The organism is Geodermatophilus maliterrae, from assembly GCF_041018925.1.
Lineage (GTDB): Bacteria > Actinomycetota > Actinomycetes > Mycobacteriales > Geodermatophilaceae > Geodermatophilus > Geodermatophilus maliterrae.
Genome location: NZ_JBFNXQ010000011.1, coordinates 48,410 through 69,460, shown reverse-complemented (window position 1 = coordinate 69,460; position 21,051 = coordinate 48,410). Strand labels below are relative to the sequence as shown.

24 protein-coding genes and 1 riboswitch are annotated in these 21,051 nt (G+C 75.8%); of the genes, 14 read left to right on the top strand and 10 right to left on the bottom strand.

Annotation, left to right across the window (positions count from 1 at the left end):
• Positions 1–32 precede the first annotated feature (32 nt).
• From ABQ292_RS06010 to ABQ292_RS06000, 3 genes are read right to left on the bottom strand one after another with little or no spacing between them, the layout of a single operon-like run.
• Entirely contained in the window at positions 33–671 is a 639-nt protein-coding gene (locus ABQ292_RS06010) for an alpha/beta hydrolase family protein (protein ID WP_369204258.1), read from the bottom strand.
• Entirely contained in the window at positions 668–1,339 is a 672-nt protein-coding gene (locus tag ABQ292_RS06005; RefSeq protein ID WP_369204256.1) for an HAD family hydrolase, read from the bottom strand. Before ABQ292_RS06005 ends, ABQ292_RS06010 begins: the two co-directional genes overlap by 4 nt.
• Positions 1,336–2,028, bottom strand: coding sequence for a DedA family protein (locus ABQ292_RS06000; protein ID WP_369204254.1), 693 nt, complete (start codon positions 2,026–2,028; stop codon positions 1,336–1,338). The genes ABQ292_RS06005 and ABQ292_RS06000 overlap by 4 nt, the downstream gene beginning before the upstream one ends.
• Positions 2,029–2,109: 81 nt before the next feature.
• Between ABQ292_RS06000 and ABQ292_RS05995 the strand changes: the two genes are divergently transcribed.
• The 3 genes from ABQ292_RS05995 to ABQ292_RS05985 all read left to right on the top strand — a co-directional run bounded on the left by ABQ292_RS05995 (position 2,110) and on the right by ABQ292_RS05985 (position 4,343).
• Positions 2,110–3,405: an amidohydrolase family protein gene (locus tag ABQ292_RS05995; RefSeq protein ID WP_369204252.1), complete on the top strand. Its 1,296-nt coding sequence runs from the start codon at positions 2,110–2,112 to the stop codon at positions 3,403–3,405.
• Positions 3,406–3,489: 84 nt separating this feature from the next.
• A complete protein-coding gene (locus tag ABQ292_RS05990; RefSeq protein ID WP_369204250.1) occupies positions 3,490–3,867 on the top strand; it encodes an ArsR/SmtB family transcription factor in 378 nt (125 codons plus the stop codon).
• Positions 3,864–4,343 (top strand): SRPBCC family protein, encoded by a 480-nt coding sequence (locus ABQ292_RS05985; protein ID WP_369204248.1) that lies wholly within the window; start codon positions 3,864–3,866, stop codon positions 4,341–4,343. Before ABQ292_RS05990 ends, ABQ292_RS05985 begins: the two co-directional genes overlap by 4 nt.
• Positions 4,344–4,361: 18 nt before the next feature.
• Here ABQ292_RS05985 and ABQ292_RS05980 read toward each other — a convergent pair whose 3' ends face one another.
• Positions 4,362–5,168, bottom strand: coding sequence for an MBL fold metallo-hydrolase (locus ABQ292_RS05980; RefSeq protein WP_369204246.1), 807 nt, complete (start codon positions 5,166–5,168; stop codon positions 4,362–4,364).
• Positions 5,169–5,270: 102 nt separating this feature from the next.
• On the opposite strand from ABQ292_RS05980, the gene ABQ292_RS05975 reads away from it, so the two are divergent.
• From ABQ292_RS05975 to ABQ292_RS05945, 7 genes are all read left to right on the top strand, one after another.
• A complete protein-coding gene (locus ABQ292_RS05975; RefSeq protein ID WP_369204244.1) occupies positions 5,271–6,782 on the top strand; it encodes a TldD/PmbA family protein in 1,512 nt (503 codons plus the stop codon).
• 67 nt (positions 6,783–6,849) lie between these two features.
• Positions 6,850–8,253 carry a metallopeptidase TldD-related protein gene (locus tag ABQ292_RS05970; protein ID WP_369204242.1) on the top strand — a complete coding sequence of 468 codons (1,404 nt, stop codon included), beginning with the start codon at positions 6,850–6,852 and terminating at the stop codon, positions 8,251–8,253.
• Between the two features lie 135 nt (positions 8,254–8,388).
• The gene (locus ABQ292_RS05965; protein WP_369204240.1) at positions 8,389–9,435 is read left to right on the top strand and encodes an LLM class F420-dependent oxidoreductase; all 1,047 of its coding nucleotides are present in this window, start codon (positions 8,389–8,391) and stop codon (positions 9,433–9,435) included.
• Positions 9,436–9,495: 60 nt separating this feature from the next.
• On the top strand, positions 9,496–10,194 hold the full coding sequence (gene npdG, locus ABQ292_RS05960; protein WP_369204238.1) for an NADPH-dependent F420 reductase: 699 nt from the start codon (positions 9,496–9,498) through the stop codon (positions 10,192–10,194).
• Positions 10,195–10,342: 148 nt separating this feature from the next.
• A complete protein-coding gene (locus ABQ292_RS05955; protein ID WP_369204236.1) occupies positions 10,343–10,645 on the top strand; it encodes a hypothetical protein in 303 nt (100 codons plus the stop codon).
• A 124-nt stretch (positions 10,646–10,769) separates the two neighbouring features.
• Positions 10,770–11,231: a hypothetical protein gene (locus ABQ292_RS05950; RefSeq protein ID WP_369204234.1), complete on the top strand. Its 462-nt coding sequence runs from the start codon at positions 10,770–10,772 to the stop codon at positions 11,229–11,231.
• A gap of 181 nt (positions 11,232–11,412) precedes the next feature.
• Entirely contained in the window at positions 11,413–12,429 is a 1,017-nt protein-coding gene (locus ABQ292_RS05945) for a C40 family peptidase (protein ID WP_369204232.1), read from the top strand.
• A 122-nt stretch (positions 12,430–12,551) separates the two neighbouring features.
• Here the strand turns inward: ABQ292_RS05945 and ABQ292_RS05940 are convergent, their stop codons facing one another.
• Complete coding sequence (locus ABQ292_RS05940; protein WP_369204230.1) at positions 12,552–13,130, bottom strand: YdeI/OmpD-associated family protein; 579 nt, start codon at positions 13,128–13,130, stop codon at positions 12,552–12,554.
• Positions 13,131–13,252: 122 nt separating this feature from the next.
• On the opposite strand from ABQ292_RS05940, the gene ABQ292_RS05935 reads away from it, so the two are divergent.
• The 4 genes from ABQ292_RS05935 to ABQ292_RS05920 are packed head-to-tail and all read left to right on the top strand — an operon-like array spanning position 13,253 to position 14,831.
• On the top strand, positions 13,253–13,660 hold the full coding sequence (locus ABQ292_RS05935) for a hypothetical protein (RefSeq protein WP_369204228.1): 408 nt from the start codon (positions 13,253–13,255) through the stop codon (positions 13,658–13,660).
• 7 nt (positions 13,661–13,667) lie between these two features.
• Positions 13,668–13,862, top strand: a complete 195-nt coding sequence (locus ABQ292_RS05930; protein WP_369204226.1) for a helix-turn-helix transcriptional regulator — start codon at positions 13,668–13,670, stop codon at positions 13,860–13,862.
• Positions 13,863–13,893: 31 nt separating this feature from the next.
• Complete coding sequence (locus tag ABQ292_RS05925) at positions 13,894–14,205, top strand: hypothetical protein (protein ID WP_369204224.1); 312 nt, start codon at positions 13,894–13,896, stop codon at positions 14,203–14,205.
• A 47-nt stretch (positions 14,206–14,252) separates the two neighbouring features.
• On the top strand, positions 14,253–14,831 hold the full coding sequence (locus tag ABQ292_RS05920) for a gamma carbonic anhydrase family protein (protein ID WP_369204222.1): 579 nt from the start codon (positions 14,253–14,255) through the stop codon (positions 14,829–14,831).
• A gap of 66 nt (positions 14,832–14,897) precedes the next feature.
• Here the strand turns inward: ABQ292_RS05920 and ABQ292_RS05915 are convergent, their stop codons facing one another.
• The 5 genes from ABQ292_RS05915 to ABQ292_RS05895 all read right to left on the bottom strand — a co-directional run bounded on the left by ABQ292_RS05915 (position 14,898) and on the right by ABQ292_RS05895 (position 21,051).
• Positions 14,898–15,965 (bottom strand): threonine aldolase family protein, encoded by a 1,068-nt coding sequence (locus ABQ292_RS05915; RefSeq protein WP_369204220.1) that lies wholly within the window; start codon positions 15,963–15,965, stop codon positions 14,898–14,900.
• A gap of 96 nt (positions 15,966–16,061) precedes the next feature.
• Positions 16,062–17,192, bottom strand: a complete 1,131-nt coding sequence (gene metX, locus ABQ292_RS05910) for a homoserine O-acetyltransferase MetX (protein WP_369204218.1) — start codon at positions 17,190–17,192, stop codon at positions 16,062–16,064.
• Between the two features lie 25 nt (positions 17,193–17,217).
• Entirely contained in the window at positions 17,218–18,510 is a 1,293-nt protein-coding gene (locus ABQ292_RS05905; RefSeq protein ID WP_369204216.1) for a bifunctional o-acetylhomoserine/o-acetylserine sulfhydrylase, read from the bottom strand.
• A 42-nt stretch (positions 18,511–18,552) separates the two neighbouring features.
• A riboswitch (SAM riboswitch) is annotated at positions 18,553–18,669 on the bottom strand.
• Between the two features lie 65 nt (positions 18,670–18,734).
• The gene (locus tag ABQ292_RS05900) at positions 18,735–19,028 is read right to left on the bottom strand and encodes a hypothetical protein (protein ID WP_369204214.1); all 294 of its coding nucleotides are present in this window, start codon (positions 19,026–19,028) and stop codon (positions 18,735–18,737) included.
• A gap of 52 nt (positions 19,029–19,080) precedes the next feature.
• Positions 19,081–21,051: an acetyl/propionyl/methylcrotonyl-CoA carboxylase subunit alpha gene (locus ABQ292_RS05895; RefSeq protein WP_369204212.1), complete on the bottom strand. Its 1,971-nt coding sequence runs from the start codon at positions 21,049–21,051 to the stop codon at positions 19,081–19,083.

Genomic DNA, 21,051 nt, shown 5'->3' with positions numbered 1-21,051 from the left:
GTCCGCGCGTGCCCCGTGCACGCAGCCGAAGATCAGCACCTGAGGGCGAGCAGCTCCTGGAGCCACGACAGCGCCGCCGCGGCCACCACCTCGGGGGCCCGCAGCAGCGAGTGGTCGCCCGGCACGGCGGAGACCGATGCCGTCGCCGTCCCGGTGAGCGCGGCGGCGACCTCCTCGGGCCGGCCGTGCGCGTCCGTCTCGCCCTGCACCACGACCAGCGGAACACCGGCCTCCCTCAGCTCCGCGGCGCGGCTGCGCTCCGGGCGACCTGGCGGGTGCAGCGGGAAGGCGAGCGCGAGGACGCCGTCGGCACCCTGGGCCGCCGCCGTCCGGCAGGCCACCCGCGCCCCGGCGCTGCGGCCGCCGAGCACGAGCGGCGAGGAGAGCGACCCGCCCGCGCGCAGCGCGTCGAGCACCGCCGTCCACGCGGTGTCCAGGCGCGGTGGTGCCGGGGGGATGCGCTTCCCGGCCACCCGCCACGGCTGCTCCACGCGCAGCACCCGCCAGCCGGCCGCGGACGCGGAGGCGGTGACGGCGGTCAGGTCGGCCGACGCCACGCCCCCACCCGCGCCGTGGCCGAGGACCAGCGTGCCGCGGGCGCCGTCGACCGGCCCGTCCCCGTGCACGCCCGCCGGGCCGAGCGGGGTGCCGACCAGCGCCGGTCCGGTCACGCCGGGGGCAGGGCGAGCAGTGCCTCGACCGCCCCGGCCAGGTCGTCGGCGACGACGGCCGGCGCCGGGTAGGCCGGCGGGTACACCCGCTCGGCACGGGGGAACCAGGCGCCGGTGAGGCCGGCCCGCTCCGCGCCGAGGACGTCCCAGCCGTGGGCGGCCACCAGCGCCATCCGGCCCGGCGCGACCCCGCAGGCGCCCGCGGCCCACAGGTAGGCGGCGCGGGAGGGCTTCCACGTCCGCACGGTCTCGCTGGTCAGCGTGCGCTCGACCAGCGGCGTGACGCCGCCGCGCTCCAGCCCCGCCTCGGCCACACCGGGCGAGCCGTGCGAGAGCGTCACCACGCGGACCCCGGCCGTGGCGAGCCGGCGCAGGACGGGCTCGACGTCGGGGTGCGGCGAGAGCTCGAGGAAGGCGTCGGCCACCCGGCCGCGGTCGCCGTCGTCGAGGTCGGTGAGCTGGGCCAGCGACGACTCGAACGCGGCACGGAAGGGCAGCCAGGTGCCGGCCACCGTGGCGGCGAACCCGGTCTGCAGCGTGCGGCCGAAGACGGTGGGCAGCAGGTGCGCGGGCTGGCCGAGCTCCACCAGCGCGGCGCGCACCGGCTCGAGGTCGAGCAGCGTCTCGTTGACGTCGAACGCGACGACGTCGGGGCGGGCGGCGCTCACGCCGTCGGCCGGTCGCTGCCGGTGTCCTCGGCCCGACCGGCCGTGGTGCGGCGCCGGCGGTGGTGGCGCACGTCCTTGGCCCGCTTGTAGACCAGGTAGCCCAGCCCCGCCGCGAACACCGCGACGACCAGGTAGTCGAAGTACTTCAGGTTGTCCTGGATGAAGTCGCCGGCCAGGACGCCGAGGCCGATCAGGACGGTGTTCCAGATCAGGCTGCCCGCGGCGGAGTAGAGGACGAACTGGCCGAACGGCATCCGGACGACGCCGGCCGGCACCGAGATGAAGCTGCGCACGATCGGCACCATGCGGCCGAAGAAGACCGCCGAGCGGCCGTGGCGCTCGAACCAGGCGAAGGTCTTGTCGACGTCCTCGGTCTCCACCAGCGGCAGCCGGTCGAGGAAGGCGTGCGAGCGCCGCGGGCCCAGCGCCCGGCCGACGTAGTAGAAGAAGACGGCCCCGAGGATCGAGCCCAGCGTGGCGAACAGGACGACCGGGACGACGTCCATCTCGCCGCTGCGGATCAGCACGCCGGCCAGGCCCAGCACGGCCTCGCTGGGGATCGGCGGGATGACCGTCTCGAGCAGGATGCTGAACCCCACGCCTACGGGCCCGAGCCTCTCCACGAGGTCGAGCAGGAAGCCGGTGATCCCGCCCTGGTCGGAGGCGGCCGCGGCGGCGAGGAAGGACATGGCCTCCACGGTAAGGGCGGCCCCCGGGCAGCGCCTGGACGCGGCCGGGGGCACGGGGGCCCCTGGGGCTAGCGTGCCGCCATGCGTCAGCGCCTCACCGCCCGGGCCGTCGTCGTGGGGGACCGGGCCGGCACCGTCGTCCCCGACGCCGTGGTCGACGTCGACGACGGCCGGATCGCCTGGGTGGGCGCGGCCGCCGACGCCCCGCCGGCCGGCGACGCCGAGGTCGTGGCGCTGCCCGGCCTGCTCGTGCCGGGGCTGGTGAACGCCCACTCGCACGCGCCGATGGTGCTGTTCCGCGGCCAGGGGGAGGGTCTGCCGCTGGACCGCTGGCTGCGCGAGGTCATGTGGCCGCGGGAGGCACGGCTGACACCGGACGACGTCGAGGTCGCGATGACCGCCGCGTCCGCGGAGCTGCTGCGCGGCGGGGTCACCACCAGCGTGGAGATGTACTTCTCGCCCGAGCGGATCGCCGCGGCCGTCGGCGCGACCGGCGCCCGCGCGGTGATCGCCGCGCCCATGGTGCCGCTGCCGGGCATGCCGCCGCTGGAGGAGCAGATGGCCGCCGCCGTCGACCTGGCCTCCGGCGTCGCGGACGACGGCCTGGTCGAGTACGGCCTCGGCCCGCACGCGGCGTACACCGTCCCGCTGCCCCTGCTGCGCCGGGCCGCCGAGCTCGCGCGGGAGCACGGGATGCTGCTGCACCTGCACGTGGCCGAGACCGCCACCGAGGGCGCCGACCTGCTGGCCACCCACGGGCTGTCGGTGCCGGCGCTGCTGGCCGCCCACGACGTCCTGGGCGGGCGGGTGCTCGCCGCGCACTGCGTGCACATGGACGACGGCGACCTGGAGCTGTGGGCGGAGTACGACGTCGCCGTCGCGCACTGCCCGGCCAGCAACGCCAAGCTGGCCAGCGGCGTCGCGCGGGTGCGGGACATGCTCGACCGCCGCATCCGGGTGGGCCTGGGCACCGACGGGCCGGCGTCCAACGACGGGCTGGACCTGCTCGCCGACGTCCGCCTCGCCGCACAGCTGGCCCGGCTCGCTCGGCGCGAGGCCACCGCGCTGACCGCCGCCGAGGCGTTCTGGCTGGCCACCGGCGGGGCCGCCGACGCGATCGGCCGCCCCGACCTCGGCCAGGTGGCGGCCGGGCGGCGGGCCGACCTGGTGCACGTCGACACCCGGGACCTGCGCTTCGAGCCGGTCGGCGACGCCGCCGACTGGCTCACCCACCTGGTCTGGTCGGGCGTCTCCCGGCTGGTCGGTGACGTCTGGGTGGGCGGCCGGCAGGTGGTGGCCGGCGGCGTCTGCACCGCCGTGGACGCCGCTGCGCTGCGCACCGAGGTGGCCGCGCGCGCCGCCCGCCTGGCCCGCTGAGACCTCTTCAACCGCACGGTTGACAATAGTGGCGCCGCGTCCTACCGTCTTCCTCAACCACTTGGTTGAACGAGGAGGTCAGCAGTGGCGGCAGATCCGCTCTCGCGGGTGTTCTCGGCACTGGCCGACCCCACCCGGCGCGACATCGTCGCCCGGCTGGCGGTCGGTGACGCGACGGTCGGGGAGCTGGCCGCCCCCTACGACGTGACCGTCCAGGCGGTGTCCAAGCACCTGCGGGTGCTCGAGGACGCCGGCCTGGTCAGCCGCAGCCGGGAGGCCCAGCGCCGTCCGGTGCACCTGGAGGCGGAGGTCTTCGACCTCATGACCAAGTGGATCGAGCGCTACCGGCGCCAGGCCGAGGAGCGCTACCGCCGCCTCGACGACGTCCTCCGGTCCATGCCGGACGACGTCTCCCCCACCCACCGCACCGACGACCCACCACCGCAGGGAGGCCCGCCATGACCACCACCACCCACGAGACGCAGATCGTCGCCGACCCCGACGTCCCGCTCGTCCGCATCACCCGCGAGTTCGACGCCCCGCCGAGCAAGGTGTTCCGCGCCCACACCGACCCGGAGCTGGTCGTGCAGTGGCTCGGCCCGCGCGGGCTGGAGATGCGCATCGACCACTACGACTGCCGCACCGGCGGGTCCTACCGCTACGTGCACAGCGACGCGAACGGCGAGTACGGCTTCCGCGGCACCTTCCACGAGGTCCGGCCCGACGAGCTGATCGTGCAGACCTTCACCTTCGAGGGCATGCCCGACGGCGTCGCCCTGGAGAAGCTCGTGCTCGAGGACGTCGGCGACGGCCGGACCCGGCTGACCGTCACCTCGCTGGTCGACTCCTTCGCCGACCGCGACGCCATGATCGCCAGCGGCATGGAGGTCGGCATCGTCCAGGGCTACGAGCGCCTCGACGAGGTGCTGGCCCGCTGACCCCGGCCCGCCCGCGGGTCACGCCCGCAGGGAGATCGTCTCCCCGCGGACGACGGCCCGCAGCTCACCCGGCGCCCGCCGCTCGGCGACCTCGCGCACGAAGTCGCCCAGCGGCGAGGCGAACCGGTCGTAGTCGTCGTAGTGCACCGGCACGGTGACCGGCGGCTTCAGCAGCTCCACCAGGTCGGCGCCCTGCCGGCCGTCCATGGTCACGGTGATCCCGAGCGCCTTCGTGCCGCCCAGGTGCGCGATCACGGTGTCGAGCGGCCCGCAGCGCTGCAGCACCTCGCCCAACCACGGGCGGTAGAGCGTGTCCCCGGTGACGTACCCGCGCCAGGTCATCTGCCCGCCGCGGAACAGCTCCAGCACGCTGCCCATGACCGGGGGCAGCACCCGCGCCAGCGGGCCGGGGCCGTGCACGCCGGGCACCGAGGTGATCCGCAGGGTCTCGCCGTCCCCGCCGATCTCGTGCACCTGCCAGGGGCGCAGGTCCGCCGTCGCCCGGAAGCCCCGCGACGCCAGCGTCCGGGCGGCCGCCTGCGTGGTGACGACGGGCGTCTCGCGGTCGATGGTCGCGTAGGCGATGCGGTCCCAGTGGTCGCCGTGCAGGTGGGAGAGCAGGACGGCGTCGAGGTCGGGCAGGTCCTCGGGCAGCAGGGCCGGGTCGGTCAGCCGCTTGGTCCACAGCCCCTTGCCCAGGTACACCCGCTGCCCCCGGCCGATGAAGTTCGGGTCGGTGAGCAGCGTGAAGCCGCCCAGCCGCAGCAGCGTGGTCGCGTTGCCGCCGAAGGTGAGGGTGACGTCGTCGGACGGGGTCGAGGCCATGCCCGCGACTACCCGGCCCACCGACCCGTGCAACTCCGCGGAGGGGCACGGGGTGCCTCCGCGGGCGCGGGGCGGGGCGGGCGGGGCTGGTAGACAGGGGAGGTGGCGGCACCCCGGGACGTCGACGAGTCCTTCCTCGCCCTGCCCCTGTCCGCGCTCACCGAGGCGGCGCTGACCCGCGCGGTCGACCTCGGCTGCGAGCACGCGGACCTGCGGGTGGAGCGGATCCGCACCCAGGCGATCAGCCTGCGCGACGCCCGCCTCGAGGCGCTCACCGACGGCGAGGACCTCGGTCTGGCCGTCCGCGTGGTGCACGAGGGCACCTGGGGCTTCGCCGCGGGCGTGGTGCTCACCGCGGCCGAGGCGGTGCGGCTGGCCGAGCAGGCGGTCGCCGTCGCGAAGGTGTCCGCGGCCGTGGCCAGCGACCGGGTGGAACTGGCACCCGAGCCTCCCCACGAGGGCACCTGGGTCTCGGCCTACGACGTCGACCCGTTCGACGTGCCCGACGCCGAGAAGACCGGACTGCTCACCGAGTGGTCCGAGCGACTCATGGCCGCCGACGGGGTCGAGCACGTGCAGTCGGGCTGCACGCACGTCAAGGAGCAGAAGTACTACGCCGACACCACCGGCACCCGCACCCGCCAGCAGCGGGTGCGCATCCACCCCCAGTTCACCGCGCTCACCGTCGACCGCACCACCGGCGCGTTCGAGAGCATGCGCACGCTGGCACCTCCCGTCGGCCGCGGCTGGGAGTACCTCACCGACGGGCGATGGGACTGGGACGGCGAGCTGGCGCAGGTCCCGGAGCTGCTGCGGGAGAAGACCAAGGCGCCGTCGGTCGAGCCCGGCCGCTACGACCTCGTCGTCGACCCCTCCAACCTGTGGCTGACCATCCACGAGTCGGTCGGGCACGCCACCGAGCTCGACCGGGCGCTCGGCTACGAGGCCGCCTACGCCGGCACCTCGTTCGCCACCGTGGACAAGCTGGGCAGCCTGCGGTACGGCTCGGAGCTCATGCACGTGACCGGCGACCGGGTGGACGAGCACGGGTTGTCGACGATCGGCTGGGACGACGAGGGCGTCGAGGCCCAGCGGTGGGACGTCGTCCGCGACGGCGTGCTGGTCGGCTACCAGGTCGACCGCAACACCGCCCGGCTCGGCGGCATGGCCCGCTCCAACGGCTGCGCCTTCGCCGACTCGCCGCGGCACGTGCCGGTGCAGCGGATGGCCAACGTGTCGCTGCAGCCGGCGGCCGACGGCCCCGACCTCGACGGGCTGATCGGCGGCGTGGAGCGCGGCATCTACGTCGTCGGCGACAAGAGCTGGTCGATCGACATGCAGCGCTACAACTTCCAGTTCACCGGCCAGCGCTTCTACCGGATCGAGGGCGGCCGGCTGGCCGGACAGCTGCGCGACGTGGCCTACCAGGCGACGACGACGGACTTCTGGGGCTCGATGCGCGCCGTCGGCGGGCCGTCCACCTACCGCCTCGGCGGGGCGTTCAACTGCGGCAAGGCCCAGCCCGGCCAGGTCGCGCCGGTCAGCCACGGCTGCCCGGCGGCGGCCTTCGAGGGCGTCACCATCCTCAACACGGTGCAGGAGGGCGGGCGATGAGAGGTGCGAGCGTCAGCGAGGGGGCTGTGAGCATCGCAGCGAGCGCCAGCGAGCGAGGAGCGGAGCAATGACACAGCTGACCGCGCAGCAGCTGGTCGAGAAGGCGCTGGCCGCCTCCGCCGCCGACGCACAGGTCGTCTACGTCGTCGAGAGCACCGAGGCCAACCTGCGGTGGGCGTCGAACAGCCTGACCACCAACGGGGCGATGCGCTCGCGCCAGGTCGTCGTCGTCTCGTTCGTCGACGGCGGGGCGGGGATGGCCGCCGGCACCGTGGCGCGGACCGGGACGCCGGACGTCGCCGAGCTGGTCGCGGCCAGCGAGCGGGCCGCCCGCGACGCCGGGCCGGCCGAGGACGCCGTCCCGCTGATCAGCCCCGCTCCCGACGGCGGAGCGCCGCCCGGCGCGGGGGAGTGGGACGCCGACCCCGCCGAGACCTCGATCGAGGTGTTCACCGACTTCGCGCCCGCGCTGGGCGAGGCGTTCGGCGCCGCCCGCGACCGCGGCGACCTGCTGTTCGGCTACGCCGAGCACGCCATGACGACGACGTACCTCGGCACCTCGACCGGGCTGCGGCTGCGGCACGACCAGCCCACCGGCCGGGTCGAGCTCAACGGCAAGAGCACCGACTACTCGCGCTCGGTGTGGGCCGGTGTGGGCACCCGCGACTTCCGCGACGTCTCGGTGGCCGGCCTGGCCGGCGAGGTGGAGCGCAAGCTCGGCTGGTCGAAGCGGCGGGTCGACCTGCCGGCCGGCCGCTACGAGACGCTGCTGCCGCCGTCGGCGGTCAGCGACCTGATGCTCTACGCCTACTGGACGATGGAGGCACGCGACGCCGACGAGGGCCGCAACGTCTACGCGCGCACGGGTGGCGGCAACCGCATCGGCGACCGGCTGGCCGCCCTGCCGCTGACGCTGCGCAGCGACCCGGCCGCCCCCGGGCTGGAGACCGCGCCGTTCCAGGTGGTGGGCGCCTCGTCGGGCTCGGCGAGCGTGTTCGACAACGGCATGGCGACACCGGCGGTGGACTGGATCTCCGGCGGCGTCCTCACCAACCTCATGCGGCCGCGGGCGTGGGCGCTGAAGACCACCGCGCCCGCCGTCGCCGCCGTCGACAACCTGCTGCTCGAGGTCCCGGAGGCGACCGCGAGCCAGGACGAGATGGTCGCCGCCACAGACCGCGGCCTGCTGCTGACCACGCTCTGGTACATCCGCGAGGTCGACCCGCAGACGCTGCTGCTCACCGGGCTGACCCGCGACGGCGTGTTCCTCGTCGAGGGCGGCGAGGTCACCGGCGCGGTGAACAACTTCCGGTGGAACGAGTCGCCGGTGGACCTGTTGGGCCGGATCACCGAGGCCGGGCGCACCGTGCGGACGCTGCCGCGCGAGTGGAACGACTGGTTCACCCGCGCCGCCATGCCGCCCGTGCGGGTGCCGGACTTCAACATGAGCTCGGTGTCGCCCGCCAGCTGACCCCTCGGCTGCCACTGCCGGCGTTCCCCACCCGTTGCCGGTACTGCAGCACCGGCACTGCACGAGGAACCCCGGCAGTGCGCGCCGCCCGTAGGGTGACCCCGGTCACGACGGCGGAGCGGGGAGGCGGGCGCCGTGCGCATCGGCATGCGGGTCCGGTACGACGGCGGCTTCCGCGAGGTCGCAGCCGAGATCGGCGAGCTCGAGCGGGCCGGCCTGGAGCTGGTCTCGGTCGCCGAGGCCTACAGCTTCGACGCGGTCAGCCAGCTCGGGTACCTCGCCGCGGTCACCGACCGGATGGAGCTGACCAGCGGGATCCTGCAGGCCTTCACGCGCACGCCGACGCTCACCGCCATGACCGCGGCCGGTCTCGACGCCGTCTCCGGCGGGCGGTTCACCCTCGGCCTGGGGGCCAGCGGGCCGCAGGTGGTCGAGGGCTTCCACGGCGTCCCGTACGATGCGCCGCTCACCCGCCTGCGCGAGATCGTCGAGATCTGCCGGGCGGTCTGGCGGCGCGAGCGCGTCGAGTACGCGGGCCGCCACTACGCGATCCCCCTGCCGGCCGGTCAGGGCACCGGCCTGGGCAAGCCGCTGAAGCTCATCAACACGCCGGTCCGCGAGCGGATACCGGTCACGCTGGCGTCGATCGGGCCGCGGAACGTCGAGATGACCGCCGAGATCGCCGAGGGCTGGGAGCCGATCTTCTTCGTGCCCGAGAAGGCGGCCGGGACCTGGGGCGCGTCCCTGGCCGCGGGGACGGCGAGGCGCGACCCGGCGCTCGGCCCGCTCGACGTGCGGGTCGGCGTCCCGTGCGCGATCGGCGAGGACGTCGCACCCCTGCGGGAGCGGTCGCGCCACGAGCTGGCGCTCTACCTGGGCGGGATGGGCGCCCGCGGCAGGAACTTCTACAACGAGCTCGCCGTCCGCTACGGCTTCGGCGACGCCGCGGCCACCGTGCAGGACCTCTACCTGGCCGGCCGCAAGGACGAGGCCGCCGCGGCCGTCCCGGACGGGCTCGTCGAGGCCACCTCGCTGGTCGGTCCGCGGGGGTGGGTGGCCGAGCGGCTGGTCGCCCTCCGTGGCGCCGGCGTCACCACGCTGGTCGCCTCCCTGGTCCAGCCGGAGCGCCGTGACCGGCTGCGGACGGTCGAGCAGCTCCGGGAGCTCGCCGGCGACCTCTGACGTCCGGCTAGCGTGCGGTCCCGGGTGCTCCGCCGGGGAGCGCCGGGATGGAGACCAGCCGTGACCGATGCCCAGCCGACGACCGCTCCGGAGCCGACCGTGCCCGAGGGGCTCACCGTGGCGGTGCTCGGGGGCACCGGGCCGCAGGGACGCGGGCTGGCGCGACGGTTCGCCGCGGCCGGCGTGCGCGTCGTCCTCGGCAGCCGCGACGCGGAGCGCGCGCAGGCCACCGCGTCCGACCTGGCCGCGGCCACCGGCGGGGACGTCACCGGGGCGGACAACCGCGGCGCCGCCCGCGCCGGGGACGTCGTCGTCGTCGCGGTGCCCTGGGACGGCCACGCCGACCTGCTCGCCGGCCTGCGCGAGGACCTCGCCGGCCGCGTCGTCGTCGACTGCGTCAACCCGCTGGGGTTCGACAAGCGGGGCGCCTTCGCCCTCGCCGTCCCCGAGGGCTCGGCCGCCGAGCAGGCCGCGGCGCTGCTGCCCGACAGCCGGGTCGTGGCCGCGTTCCACCACGTCAGCGCCGTCCTGCTCGAGGACCCCGGGGTGACGACGGTGGACACCGACGTCCTGGTCCTCGGCGAGGACCGCGAGGCCACCGACCTGGTCCAGGCCCTGGCCGGGCTGGTGCCGGGCATGCGCGGGGTCTACGCCGGGCGGCTGCGCAACGCCCACCAGGTGGAGGCGCTGACCGCCAACCTGATCAGCGTCAACCGCCGGTACAAGGCGCACGCCGGGCTGCGCGTGACCGACGTCTGAGCCGCGCGGCGCCTGGGGCGCATGTGACGACGGCGTTAAAAGACGCTTGGTTACCGCACGGCTGCCGCGCTCAAACACGGTTCGCCGATTACTTTCTCCGGCAACCGCAGCAGGCCCTCAGGGACGGGGGCGTCGAGGGGAGCGCCTCATGACCCGCAGCCAGAAGCCCTCCGTCTTCCAGGTCGGCCGGATCTGGGACGACGGCAACACGGTCGTCGTCTCCGGGTGGGGCATCGGGCTGTGCGCCTCCGCCTGCCCCTGCCACCGCCACCCGATCGCGGGGCACCTCGCCATCGACGAGGACCAGTCCGGCGGCACGCTGGGCCTGCGCAGCTTCCGTGAGGACGGCTGCGACTGCTGCGAGCCGTGGACCGCCGACGAGCTCTCCGGCGTCCTCCGTGACCTGCAGCGCCTGGCCGGCCTGGACGCCGAGGAGCCCCTCGCCGGCTGACGGACCCGCCTGCCCCGCTGCTCGCACGCTCGCGGCGGGACCCCGCAGGAGGGCCGCCCGTCCTCCCCGCGACGGGGTCGGCGTCCTCGCCTTTCGCGCGCGGGAGGCCGGGTACGGCCCGGGCATGTTGGGACGAGCGGCTCTGCGCGGTGCCCTGGCCGGACTGGCCGGCACCGCGGCGATGACCCTGGCCGAGAAGGCCGAGCAACAGGTGACGGGGCGGCCGGACAGCTACGTGCCGGGGCGCACCCTCATCGCCCTCACCACCCGCCGGCGGCTGCCCGGGTCGGCGCGCCCGCCGGTCATCAACCACCTCATGCACTGGGGCACCGGCGCCACCGTCGGCGCCCTGCGGGGCATCTGGTCGGCCAGCGGGCTGCGTGGCTGGCGCGCCTCGGCGTGGCACACCTCGGTCCGGCTGGCCACCGACCAGACCCTGGAGAACGCCACCGGCGTCGGCAGCCCACCGTGGACGTGGTCGCGCCAGGACCAGGTCGTCGACCTCGCCGGCAAGGCCGTCTACTCGTTCGTCACCGGCGCGGTTGCCGACCGGCTAGTGCCCCTCGCCCCCGACCGGCGCCACTGACACGCGCCACCGACAGGACCGGGCCGTCGCGGGACGGCTGACGCCCCTGGGGCGGGTGTGACGGGTGTGCCGTCCGCCGCCGGGGGAGCCCGCGCGCCGTCATCACCCTCCGCTTTCCTCCTCCCTACCGTCCGTACGGACCGACAGGGAGCCGCCACCGGCGGCAGGGGGGACGGGGAACGTGCGCCGCAACCGGACGACGGGCCACCGCTGGGCAGGTGCGGTCGTCGCCGCCACCGCCCTGCTCGCCCTGGCGCTCGCCCCCGCCACCGCGTCGGCCGCCCCCTCGACCGCCGACGAGGCCGCGCAGCTGGTCGAGGAGACCGGCCGGCAGCTCACCGCGCTCGACGAGCAGGTGCACCAGGCCGAGCTCACCGTGCAGGCGCAGCAGCAGGTCGCCGCCGACGCCGAGCGGGCCGCGGAGGAGGCCGAGTCGACGCTGGCGCGGTACGAGCCGCGGATCCGCGCCATCGCGCAGAGCGGCTACACCGGGAGCACCCAGTCCCGCGTGGCCGCCTTCCTCGGCAGCGCGTCCGCCGACGACCTGGTCGACCAGATGACCACGCTGGACCTCATCGCCGACCACACCGAGGGCGTGCTCACCGAGGTCGCCGCCGCCCAGGCCGCGGCCGAGGAGGCCCGCGCGGCCGCCGACGCCGCCACGGCCGAGGCCAGCGCGACCCTGGCCGCCCTCCACGACCAGCAGGCGCAGGTGCAGCAGCAGGTCGACGCCTACGAGGCCGACTTCGCACGGCTCTCGGCCGCCGAGCAGACCGTGGTCACCACCGCGCTGGCCGGGCCCACGCTGGCCGCGCCGTCGGCCGCCGCCGCCGTGGCCGCCGCCCCCGGACCGGCCGCCGCCGTCGCCGTGCAGACCGCGCTCGGCCAGATCGGCGACCCGTACGTGTGGGGGTCGTCCGGCCCGGACGGCTTCGACTGCTCGGGACTGACGCAGTACGCCTACGCCGCGGCCGGCATCTCACTGCCGCACTCCAGCGGCGCCCAGTCGCAGCTGGGGACCCCGGTCGCCCGCGCCGACCTGATGCCCGGCGACATCGTCTACTTCTACTCGCCGGTCAGCCACGTCGGCATCTACGTCGGCGACGGCAAGATGGTGCACGCCCGCACCTTCGGCCAGCCGGTCGCGGTGACCAGCGTCGACCAGTCCGGCTACCGGGGCGCGGTCCGCGTCGCCTGAGGGCGCGTCGCAGCGGGGCCGTCCGTGCCCGCGTGACCCATGGTCGCCGGCGTCGTCCTCGTGCTGCTGTGGCGCCGGCGGGACGCGCGCGCCTGGGCCGAGCGGGCCCACCGTGGCCGGCGTCAGTACGGCCGGCGGCCCTCCGCCAGCATCGTGACCAGCGCGGCGATGCGCTTGGCGCGCGTGGCCGGGGTGGCCGCGGTGTGCACCCGGTGGAGGACGGCGTAGCGGTTGCGCCCGTCCAGCCCGTCGAAGGCCCGCTGTGCCGCGGGCTCGGCGGCCAGCGCGGCGGTGAGGTCGTCGGGGACGGTGATGGTCGCCGGCCCGGCGTAGGCCCGGTCCCACCGGCCGTCGGCCCGCGCCGCCTCGACCTGGGCCAGTCCCGCCGGGCGCATCCGGCCGGCCGCGGTCAGCGCCTCGACGGCGGTGACGTTCTTCTGCGACCACACGCTGCGCGGCCGGCGCGGCGTGACCCGCATCAGGTACCAGTGGTCGTCGAGGCGGTTGCTGCGGCCGTCGATCCAGCCGAAGCACAGCAGCGACTCGACCATCTCGGCGTGGGTCAGCGACGGCACCCCGGCACCCTTCTTGGCCAGCTTCACGTAGCAGCCCGGCGCGGTGGCGTGCTCGGCCTCCAGCCACGCCTCGAACGCGGCCTGGTCGGCGAAGGCCAGCACGGGCAGGTCGGTCGGGACCGTCACGGGGCGATCCTGACCCGGCCGCGGCTCCCCGTCCAGGGTCCGGGAGTGAAGCGTCCTTGACACCCCGCCCCGCCGCCTGCTGCACTCACCGAGTGTCAAGCCCACTTGTCAGGAGGTCCGTCGTGGCCCTGCGTCACACCGCCGCCGTGGTCACCGGTGTCCTGGTCGCGGCCGGGCTCGGGCTGCTCGCGGGGGTCCTCGGGGACGACGACCAGTTCTGGCTGCGGACCACGGTCTTCGCCGCCTGCACGCTCGGACCGGCCTACGGGCTCGGCTGGCTGCTGTTCGTCTCCGGCAGCGCCGGTCCGGACGCCGTTCTCCACCCGGAGGAGAACGTCGAGCACGGGTGGTGGCAGCGCAGCGCGTCGGGCTCCTTCCTGGACCTCCTGGTCGTCCTGGGACTGGCCGCGACGGCCCTGGCGGTCACCGGCCTGCGGCTGGACGCGGGCTCCGTGCTCGCCGCCCTGATCGTCGTCGCGCTCGCCGACGTCACGGTCCGCATGGCGGTGCTGAGCCGGCGCGAGGCCTGAGATCGCGGTGCGCAACGACCTGGCCGAGCGGCGGTCCGAGCGCGGCTGGTCGCAGGGCCGGCTGGCCGAGGAGCTGGGCGTCTCGCGGCAGACGGTGATCTCGCTGGAGAAGGGCCGCTTCGACCCCAGCCTGCCGCTGGCCTTCCGCATCGCCGCGCTGTTCGGCTGCCGGATCGAGGACGTCTTCACCCCCGACGGGTGACCGACCGCCGCGCGTGCGCCAGGGTGGACCCGTGGAGCCCGATCAGCACGACGTCCCGGCCGCGGACGTCTACACCGCCGACCTCGAGCCGCGCCCGGGCGGCCCGCTGCTGCGCCGCGCCCGGGTGGCCGCCGCCTTCGTCGCCGAGCTGGCGTGGGGCCTGCTCCCGGGCCCCTCGGTCAGCGACGTCGTCGTCCGGCGGCGGGACGACGGCGCCGAGGTGCTGCGCGTCCCGGCCGGGGACCCCGTCGTCCCCGGGGACCTGCTGCGCTACGTCCGGGAGCAGCTCGAGGTCCTCGGACCCGAGGAGTTCGTGCAGGACTGGCAGCCCCGGGTGCGCTGAGCCGGCGTCCCCCAGCGGGTGGTGCGCGGCTGTGCTGGGGTGGGGTCGTGGCGGACAACTACATCGCGGAACTGGAGTTCGGCGCGCCGGCCATCGACGACGAGGCCTTCGTGGCGCCGACGGCGGTGGTGGTCGGCGCGGTGACCATGGGGCCGCGCTCGAGCATCTGGTACGGCGCGGTCGCCCGGGCCGATACAGAGGTCATCGAGATCGGTGAGGGCTCCAACGTCCAGGACGGCAGCACGCTGCACTCCGACCCCGGCTTCCCGCTCGTCGTCGGCCGCGGGGTGACCGTCGGGCACCGGGTGGTGCTGCACGGCGCGCGCGTCGACGACGACGTCCTGGTCGGCATGGGCAGCGTGGTCATGAACGGCGCGCACATCGGCTCGGGGTCCATCGTGGCCGCCGGGGCCGTCGTCACCCAGGGCACGCAGGTGCCGCCCGGGTCGCTGGTGGCCGGCGTCCCGGCGAAGGTGATCCGGCAGGCCACCGACGACGACCTCACCCACATCCGGCTCAACGCGCGCAGCTACACCGAGCGGCTGCCCGCGGCGCGGCGGGTGCGGCCGGTGGTGCGCCGTCCGCTGCCCCCGGCCGGGCACATCCCGGGCGACGCCGCCGACTGAGGAAGGACCCCCTCGCCCCCACACCTCGCTCCGCTCGGCGCGGGTACCTGCGAGGGGGCCGTTGCATCACCCCACCAGGCGGGCGACGGCGGCGCAGATCTCGTCCAGGGACAGCGCCGTCGTCGCGTCGCCCACGGGGAGCTCCACGCGCACCACGGTGGGGTCGGCCGTGACTCCCGGCTGCGCCCAGGTCCACAGGCCCTCCTCGGCGAGCGCGCGGGCGGCGGCACGGAAGGCGTCCGGGGTGGTCGACAGCAGCAGGTGCAGCATCGGCGTCTGCGGCGGGTCGGGGACCACGCGCACGCCGGGCAGCTCGCGCACGGCGCCGGCCACCTCCCGCGCGCGCTCGAGGTAGGCGGGGAACAGCGGCAGCCGGCGGCGCAGGCAGGTCAGCGCCGAGGCCGCGCCGGGCCACAGCCCGAACAGCGTGCCGCCCATCCGCCCGCGCCACTCCCGCACCTCGGCGACGACGTCGGCCGGCCCGGCCACGCAGCACCCGGCCAGCGCGCCGAGGCCCTTGTAGAAGCTGACGTAGACGGTGTCGAAGGGCGCCGCGACGTCGGACGCCGGGAGGCCGTACCCGGCTGCGGCCTCCCACAGCCGGGCGCCGTCGAGGTGCGCGACGGTGCCCCGGTCGTGCGCCCACGCGGCCTGCTCGACGACGTCGTCCCAGGGCGGCAGGGGACCGCCGAGGTCGCGCTGCGGCAGCTCGACCACCAGCGCCGCCGGTGGCTCGGCCACCGCGTCGAGGTCGGCGCGCTGCAGCATCCGGTGCCGGTCGCCGACCGGGCGCTCGACGAGGCCCTGCAGCCGCGCCAGGGCACCGCCCTCGTGCCGGAACAGGTGGCACTCGGGGTGGCCGACCACGGTGTGCCGGCCGCTGCGCCCGGCGTGCACCCGCAGCACCGACTGCTGGGCCATCGTCCCGCTGGGCAGGTACACGGCGGCCGGCTTCCCCAGCAGCCGCGTGACCTCCGCCTCGAGCTCCGCGACGACGCCGCCGGCGCCGTACCGGTCCAGATCGGTGTCGGCGGGGATCGTGGCCAGCAGGTCGGCGGCGCGCGCGGGGCCGTGCCCGGTCAGCGCGCGGTCGCAGGCCAGCCGCAGGGCGTCGAGGTCGTCGGGCTCGCTCACGGGGCACAGTCTCCGGTCGGCCCGCGAGATCGGCGATCCGGTGGCCATCCGGCGCTCGTGGCCACGACGTCGCCGATCTCGCGGGGGACCGGGGGCTCAGGTGCCGAGGAGCTCGCGGACCAGCGCGCCCACGGCGTCGGCCTCGACGAGGAAGCCGTCGTGCCCGTACGGGGAGGACACCACCCGCAGCGGCACGCCGAGGGCGTCGGCCACCCGCTGCTGCAGCGCCGGCGGGTAGAGCCGGTCGCTGTCCACCGCGGCGACGACGGTCCGCGCGCTCACCCGGGCCAGCGCCGCCTCCACCCCGCCACGGCCGCGGCCGACGTCCCAGGTGTTCATCGCCTCGGTGAGCACCACGTAGCTGCCGGCGTCGAAGCGGCCGGCCAGCTTGTCGGCGTGGTGGTCGAGGTAGGAGGCGACGGCGAACCGGCCGTCGTCCTGCACCACCGTTCCGAAGCGCTCCTCCAGCTCGAACGGGCTGCGGTAGGTGAGGTGGGCGATCCGGCGGGCCACGCCGAGGCCGGCCACCGGGCCCGGCCCGGGCAGGTGGTCCCCGCCGGCCCACGCGGGGTCGGCGCGGATGGCGGCCTGCTGGGTGGTCTGGGTGCCGATCTGGTCGGCGGTCGCGGCCGCGCCGGAGGCGAGGAAGAGCAGCCCGTCGACCCGGTCGGGCAGCGCGACCGCCCACTCCAGCGCCCGCATCCCGCCCATCGACCCACCGACGACGGCGGCCCAGCGGCGGACGCCGAGCGCGTCGGCGAGCGCGGCCTCGACCAGCACCTGGTCGCCCACGGTCACCTCGGGGAACCGCGAGCCCCACGGCCGCCCGTCGGGCGCGGTCGACGACGGGCCGGTCGTGCCCTGGCACCCGCCGAGCACGTTCGCGCAGACGACGAGGAACCGGTCGGTGTCCAGCGGCGCCCCCGGCCCGACCAGCGTCGACCACCAGCCCGGCGTCGGGTGGCCGGGTCCCGCGGGCCCGGTGACGTGGCTGTCGCCGGTCAGCGCGTGCTCGACGAGCACCGCGTTGCCGCCGTCCGGGGCCAGCGTGCCCCAGGTCTCGTAGGCGACCCGGACGCCGGGCAGCACCCCGCCGCGCTCGAGCCGGACCGGTCCGTCCAGGTCGAGGAAGAGCCGGTCCCCCGAGGGGTCGCCGTCGCGCCACCCGCCGGTGCGCGGCGGGGTGCGGGACGCCGGGACGTCCCGCACCCGGAACGCTCTGCTCATGCGGACCTCGCGAGCTCGGTCCTGGCTACGCGCCCTTGGCGGCCCGGAACCCCGCCTCGAGGTCGGCGAGGATGTCGTCGATGCCCTCGAGCCCGGCGGCCAGGCGCACCAGGCCGGGCGTGACGCCCGTGGTCCGCTGCTCCTCGGGCGTCAGCTGCGAGTGCGTGGTCGACGCCGGGTGGATGACCAGACTGCGGACGTCACCGATGTTGGCCACGTGGCTGTGCAGCTCCAGGCCCTCGACGAACCGCCGGCCCGCCTCGATGCCGCCGCGGATCTCGAAGGCGAGCACCGCGCCGGCGCCGCGCGGGGCGTAGCGCTGCTGGGCGGCGTGCCACGGCGAGGACGGCAGCCCGGCGTAGTGCACCGACTCGACCTCGTCGTGCCCCTCGAGGAACTCGGCGACCCGCTGGGCGTTGGCCACGTGCCGCTCCATGCGCAGCGACAGGGTCTCGATGCCCTGCACGATCAGCCAGGCGTTGAACGGGCTGATCGCCGGGCCCAGGTCGCGCAGCAGCTGCACCCGGGCCTTGAGGGCGAAGGCCGGCGCACCCAGGTCGGCGTAGACGACGCCGTGGTAGGTCGGGTCCGGCGTGGTGAAGCCCGGGAACCTCCCCGACGTCCAGTCGAACGTGCCGCCGTCGACGATGACGCCGGCGATCGCGGTGCCGTGCCCGCCCAGGTACTTCGTCGCCGAGTGCACGACGACGTCGGCACCGTGCTCGAGCGGGCGCACCAGGTAGGGCGTGGCGATGGTGTTGTCGATGATCAGCGGCACGCCGTTGCGGTGCGCGACCTCGGCGACGGCGCCGATGTCGAGGACGTCGCCCTTCGGGTTGCCGATCGACTCCCCGTAGAGGGCCTTGGTGTTCTCGCGGACCAGCGACTGCCAGTTCCCCGGGTCGTCGGGGTCCTCGACGAAGGACACCTCGACGCCGAGCTTGGGCAGCGAGTGGTGCAGCAGGTTGTAGGTGCCGCCGTACAGCGACGCCGAGGCGACGACGTGGCTGCCGGCCTCGGCGACGTTGAGCAGCGACAGCGTCTCGGCCGCCTGGCCGCTGGCCACCGCGAGCGCCGCGACGCCGCCCTCGAGCGAGGCCACGCGCTGCTCGAGCGCGTCCTGCGTCGGGTTCATGATCCGCGTGTAGATGTTGCCCAGCTCGGCCAGCGCGAACAGGTCCGCGGCGTGCTGGGTGTCGCGGAACTGGTAGCTCGTGGTGGCGTAGATGGGCAGCGCGCGGGCGCCCGTCGTCGGGTCGGGACTGGCGCCGGCGTGGATCTGCCGGGTCTCGAAGCTCCAGCTCTCCGGGTCGGTCATGCGCCGTCTCCTCTCGTTCCGGAGGACCTGCGGCGTACAGGTGCTCCGCCCTTGCCGGGCGGCGGGCGCCGCTCGGCCGGCTCTTCCCCTGGGAGCACCTCAGACGGAGGAGAGGTTGCCGGGCAGCCAGCCAGGTGCTTGTCGCTGCCTCTCGTGAGCCCGCGCCGATCCTAGGAGGTCGCTGCCCCGCTGGTCAGCCGGGGGGTGAGGCGGCGGTCGGGGGGTCAGCCGAGACCGCGGTGGGCGGTCCACAGCTCCCCAGCCCGGGCGGCGGCCTCGGCCACCAGGGCGGCGAGCTCCTCCCGGTCGGGGACGGGGAACGAGACGTACGTGCCGCGACCGCCGGCGACCGGCCGGCCGTAGGCCTTCGCCGCGAGGTGCCCGTCCCGGAGGAGCCGGACGTTGAGCGTGGTCAGCAGGAACACCTCGCCGCGTCGGGTGTCCGTCCAGCGGAGGTCCTCCGGGATCGTGACGTTGATCGCCAGGGCGCTCACGTCGACGGCGACGTCGCTGCTCATGGGCGCATGGTGGCACGCCGGCGGACACCGGCTCCCGCTGCGTCTGCCGTGCTCAGGCGGGGGTGAGCCGGGCGAGCACCTGGTCGAGGGCCACCTGGTCGCCGGCGGCCACGAGCAGCTCGACGACGCCGCCGGCCGGGGCGCGCAGCGTGTGCTCCATCTTCATGGCCTCGACGACGACCACCGGGTCGCCGGCCGCCACGGTCTGCCCGTCGGTGACCGGCACCGCGATCACCGAGCCGGGCATGGGACTGGTCAGCTCCGGGGGGTGTGCCGCGGCCGTGTCGGGCCGGAGCACCACGCGGCGGGCCCGGCGCAGCTGTGCGGTCGCGCCCTCGGCGTGCACCCACAGCGCGTCCCCGTCGTCGGCGACCAGGCAGCGGGACCGCACGCCGCCGCGGACCAGCGCGAGGCCGCCGTCCTCGGCCGTGCAGGACAGCGGCCCGGCGTCGGCGCCGTCGACCGTGGCGCGCGCCGCGGCCGGCGTGCCGGTCAGCGTCACCGTGCGCGGCTGCCCGCCGGCCTCGAGCCGGACGACGAAGGGTGCGGCGTCGCCGAGCCGGAAGCCGGTGGGCGTGCTCCACGGGTCGGTAGGGTCGGCCGCGGCCCAGGCGCCCAGCCACACCGACGCCGCGGCGGCGAGGACGGCGAGCTCGGGCACCGGCGGGGCCGCGTAGGCGGCCGCGACCCGGTCGAGCAGCGCGGTGTCGAGGTCCCCGGCCCGCACGTCGGGATCGGCGAGCAGGTGCCGCACGAACCCGACGTTCGTCGTCACCCCCAGGACGGCGGTGCCGGCCAGGGCGGCGTCGAGCGCGGTCAGCGCGGCGGCGCGGTCGGGGCCGTGCGCGACCACCTTGGCCAGCATCGGGTCGTAGTCGGAGCCGACGACGGTGCCCGCGGCGACGCCGGAGTCCACGCGCACGCCGGGGCCGGCCGGCTCGGCCAGCGCGAGCACCCGCCCGCCGGTGGGCAGGAAGCCGCGACCGGGGTCCTCGGCGTAGACCCGCGCCTCGACGGCGTGCCCGGTCGTCGTCACGTCGGCCTGGCCGAACCCGAGCGGCTCGCCGGCGGCGACCCGCAGCTGCTGCTCGACCAGGTCCAGGCCGGTGACCAGCTCGGTGACCGGGTGCTCGACCTGCAGGCGGGTGTTCATCTCCATGAAGAAGAACTCGTCGGGCCGGTCGGCGGAGACGATGAACTCCACGGTGCCCGCGCCGGTGTAGCCGACGCTGCGGGCCGTGGCGCAGGCCGCCTCGCCGATCCGCGCCCGGGTGGCGGCGTCCAGCAGCGGGGACGGCGCCTCCTCGACCACCTTCTGGTGGCGGCGCTGCAGGCTGCACTCGCGCTCGCCGAGGTGCACGACGCCGCCGCGCGCGTCGGCCAGCACCTGCACCTCGACGTGCCGCGGGCGCTGCACGAACCGCTCGAGGAAGAGGGTGTCGTCACCGAACGCGGCACCGGCCTCACGGCGGGCGCTGACCAGCGCGGCGCGCAGGCCGGCGGGGTCCTCGACCACCCGCATGCCCTTGCCGCCCCCGCCGGCCGAGGGCTTGACCAGCACGGGGAAGCCGATGCCGGGCGCCGCGGCGACCAGGTCGTCGTCGGTGAGACCGGGCTCGGCGATCCCGGGGACGACGGGCACCCCGGAGGCAGCCACGGTCTTCTTGGCGGTGATCTTGTCGCCCATCACCCGGATCGCCTCGGTGGGCGGGCCGACGAAGACGACGCCGGCCTCGGCCAGCGCGGCGGCCAGTGCCGGGTTCTCCGACAGGAAGCCGTAGCCGGGGTGCACGGCCTGCGCGCCGGTGGCCCGGCAGGCCTCGACCACCCGCTCCACGGACAGGTAGCTCTGCGCGGCCGGCGCGGGCCCGAGGCGGACGGCGACGTCGGCCGCGCGCACGTGCGGCGCCCCGGCGTCGGCGTCGCTGTAGACGGCGACCGAGCGGATGCCCAGCCGGCGCAGGGTGCGGATCACCCGGACGGCGATCTCCCCGCGGTTGGCGACGAGGACGGTCCCGAACAC

What these genes read in the sequence shown, in the direction of transcription:
- ABQ292_RS05980 (WP_369204246.1), bottom strand. Translation starts at nt 5,168, where the DNA reads ATGGCCTCGACCCCGTCCGACGACGTCACCCTCACCTTCGGCGGCAAC.
- ABQ292_RS05900 (WP_369204214.1), bottom strand. Translation starts at nt 19,028, where the DNA reads ATGAGCAGCGACGTCGCCGTCGACGTGAGCGCCCTGGCGATCAACGTC.
- metX (WP_369204218.1), bottom strand. Translation starts at nt 17,192, where the DNA reads ATGAGCAGAGCGTTCCGGGTGCGGGACGTCCCGGCGTCCCGCACCCCG.
- ABQ292_RS05995 (WP_369204252.1), top strand. Translation starts at nt 2,110, where the DNA reads ATGCGTCAGCGCCTCACCGCCCGGGCCGTCGTCGTGGGGGACCGGGCC.
- ABQ292_RS06000 (WP_369204254.1), bottom strand. Translation starts at nt 2,028, where the DNA reads ATGTCCTTCCTCGCCGCCGCGGCCGCCTCCGACCAGGGCGGGATCACC.
- ABQ292_RS05985 (WP_369204248.1), top strand. Translation starts at nt 3,864, where the DNA reads ATGACCACCACCACCCACGAGACGCAGATCGTCGCCGACCCCGACGTC.
- ABQ292_RS05955 (WP_369204236.1), top strand. Translation starts at nt 10,343, where the DNA reads ATGACCCGCAGCCAGAAGCCCTCCGTCTTCCAGGTCGGCCGGATCTGG.
- ABQ292_RS05905 (WP_369204216.1), bottom strand. Translation starts at nt 18,510, where the DNA reads ATGACCGACCCGGAGAGCTGGAGCTTCGAGACCCGGCAGATCCACGCC.
- ABQ292_RS05970 (WP_369204242.1), top strand. Translation starts at nt 6,850, where the DNA reads ATGACACAGCTGACCGCGCAGCAGCTGGTCGAGAAGGCGCTGGCCGCC.
- ABQ292_RS05950 (WP_369204234.1), top strand. Translation starts at nt 10,770, where the DNA reads ATGTTGGGACGAGCGGCTCTGCGCGGTGCCCTGGCCGGACTGGCCGGC.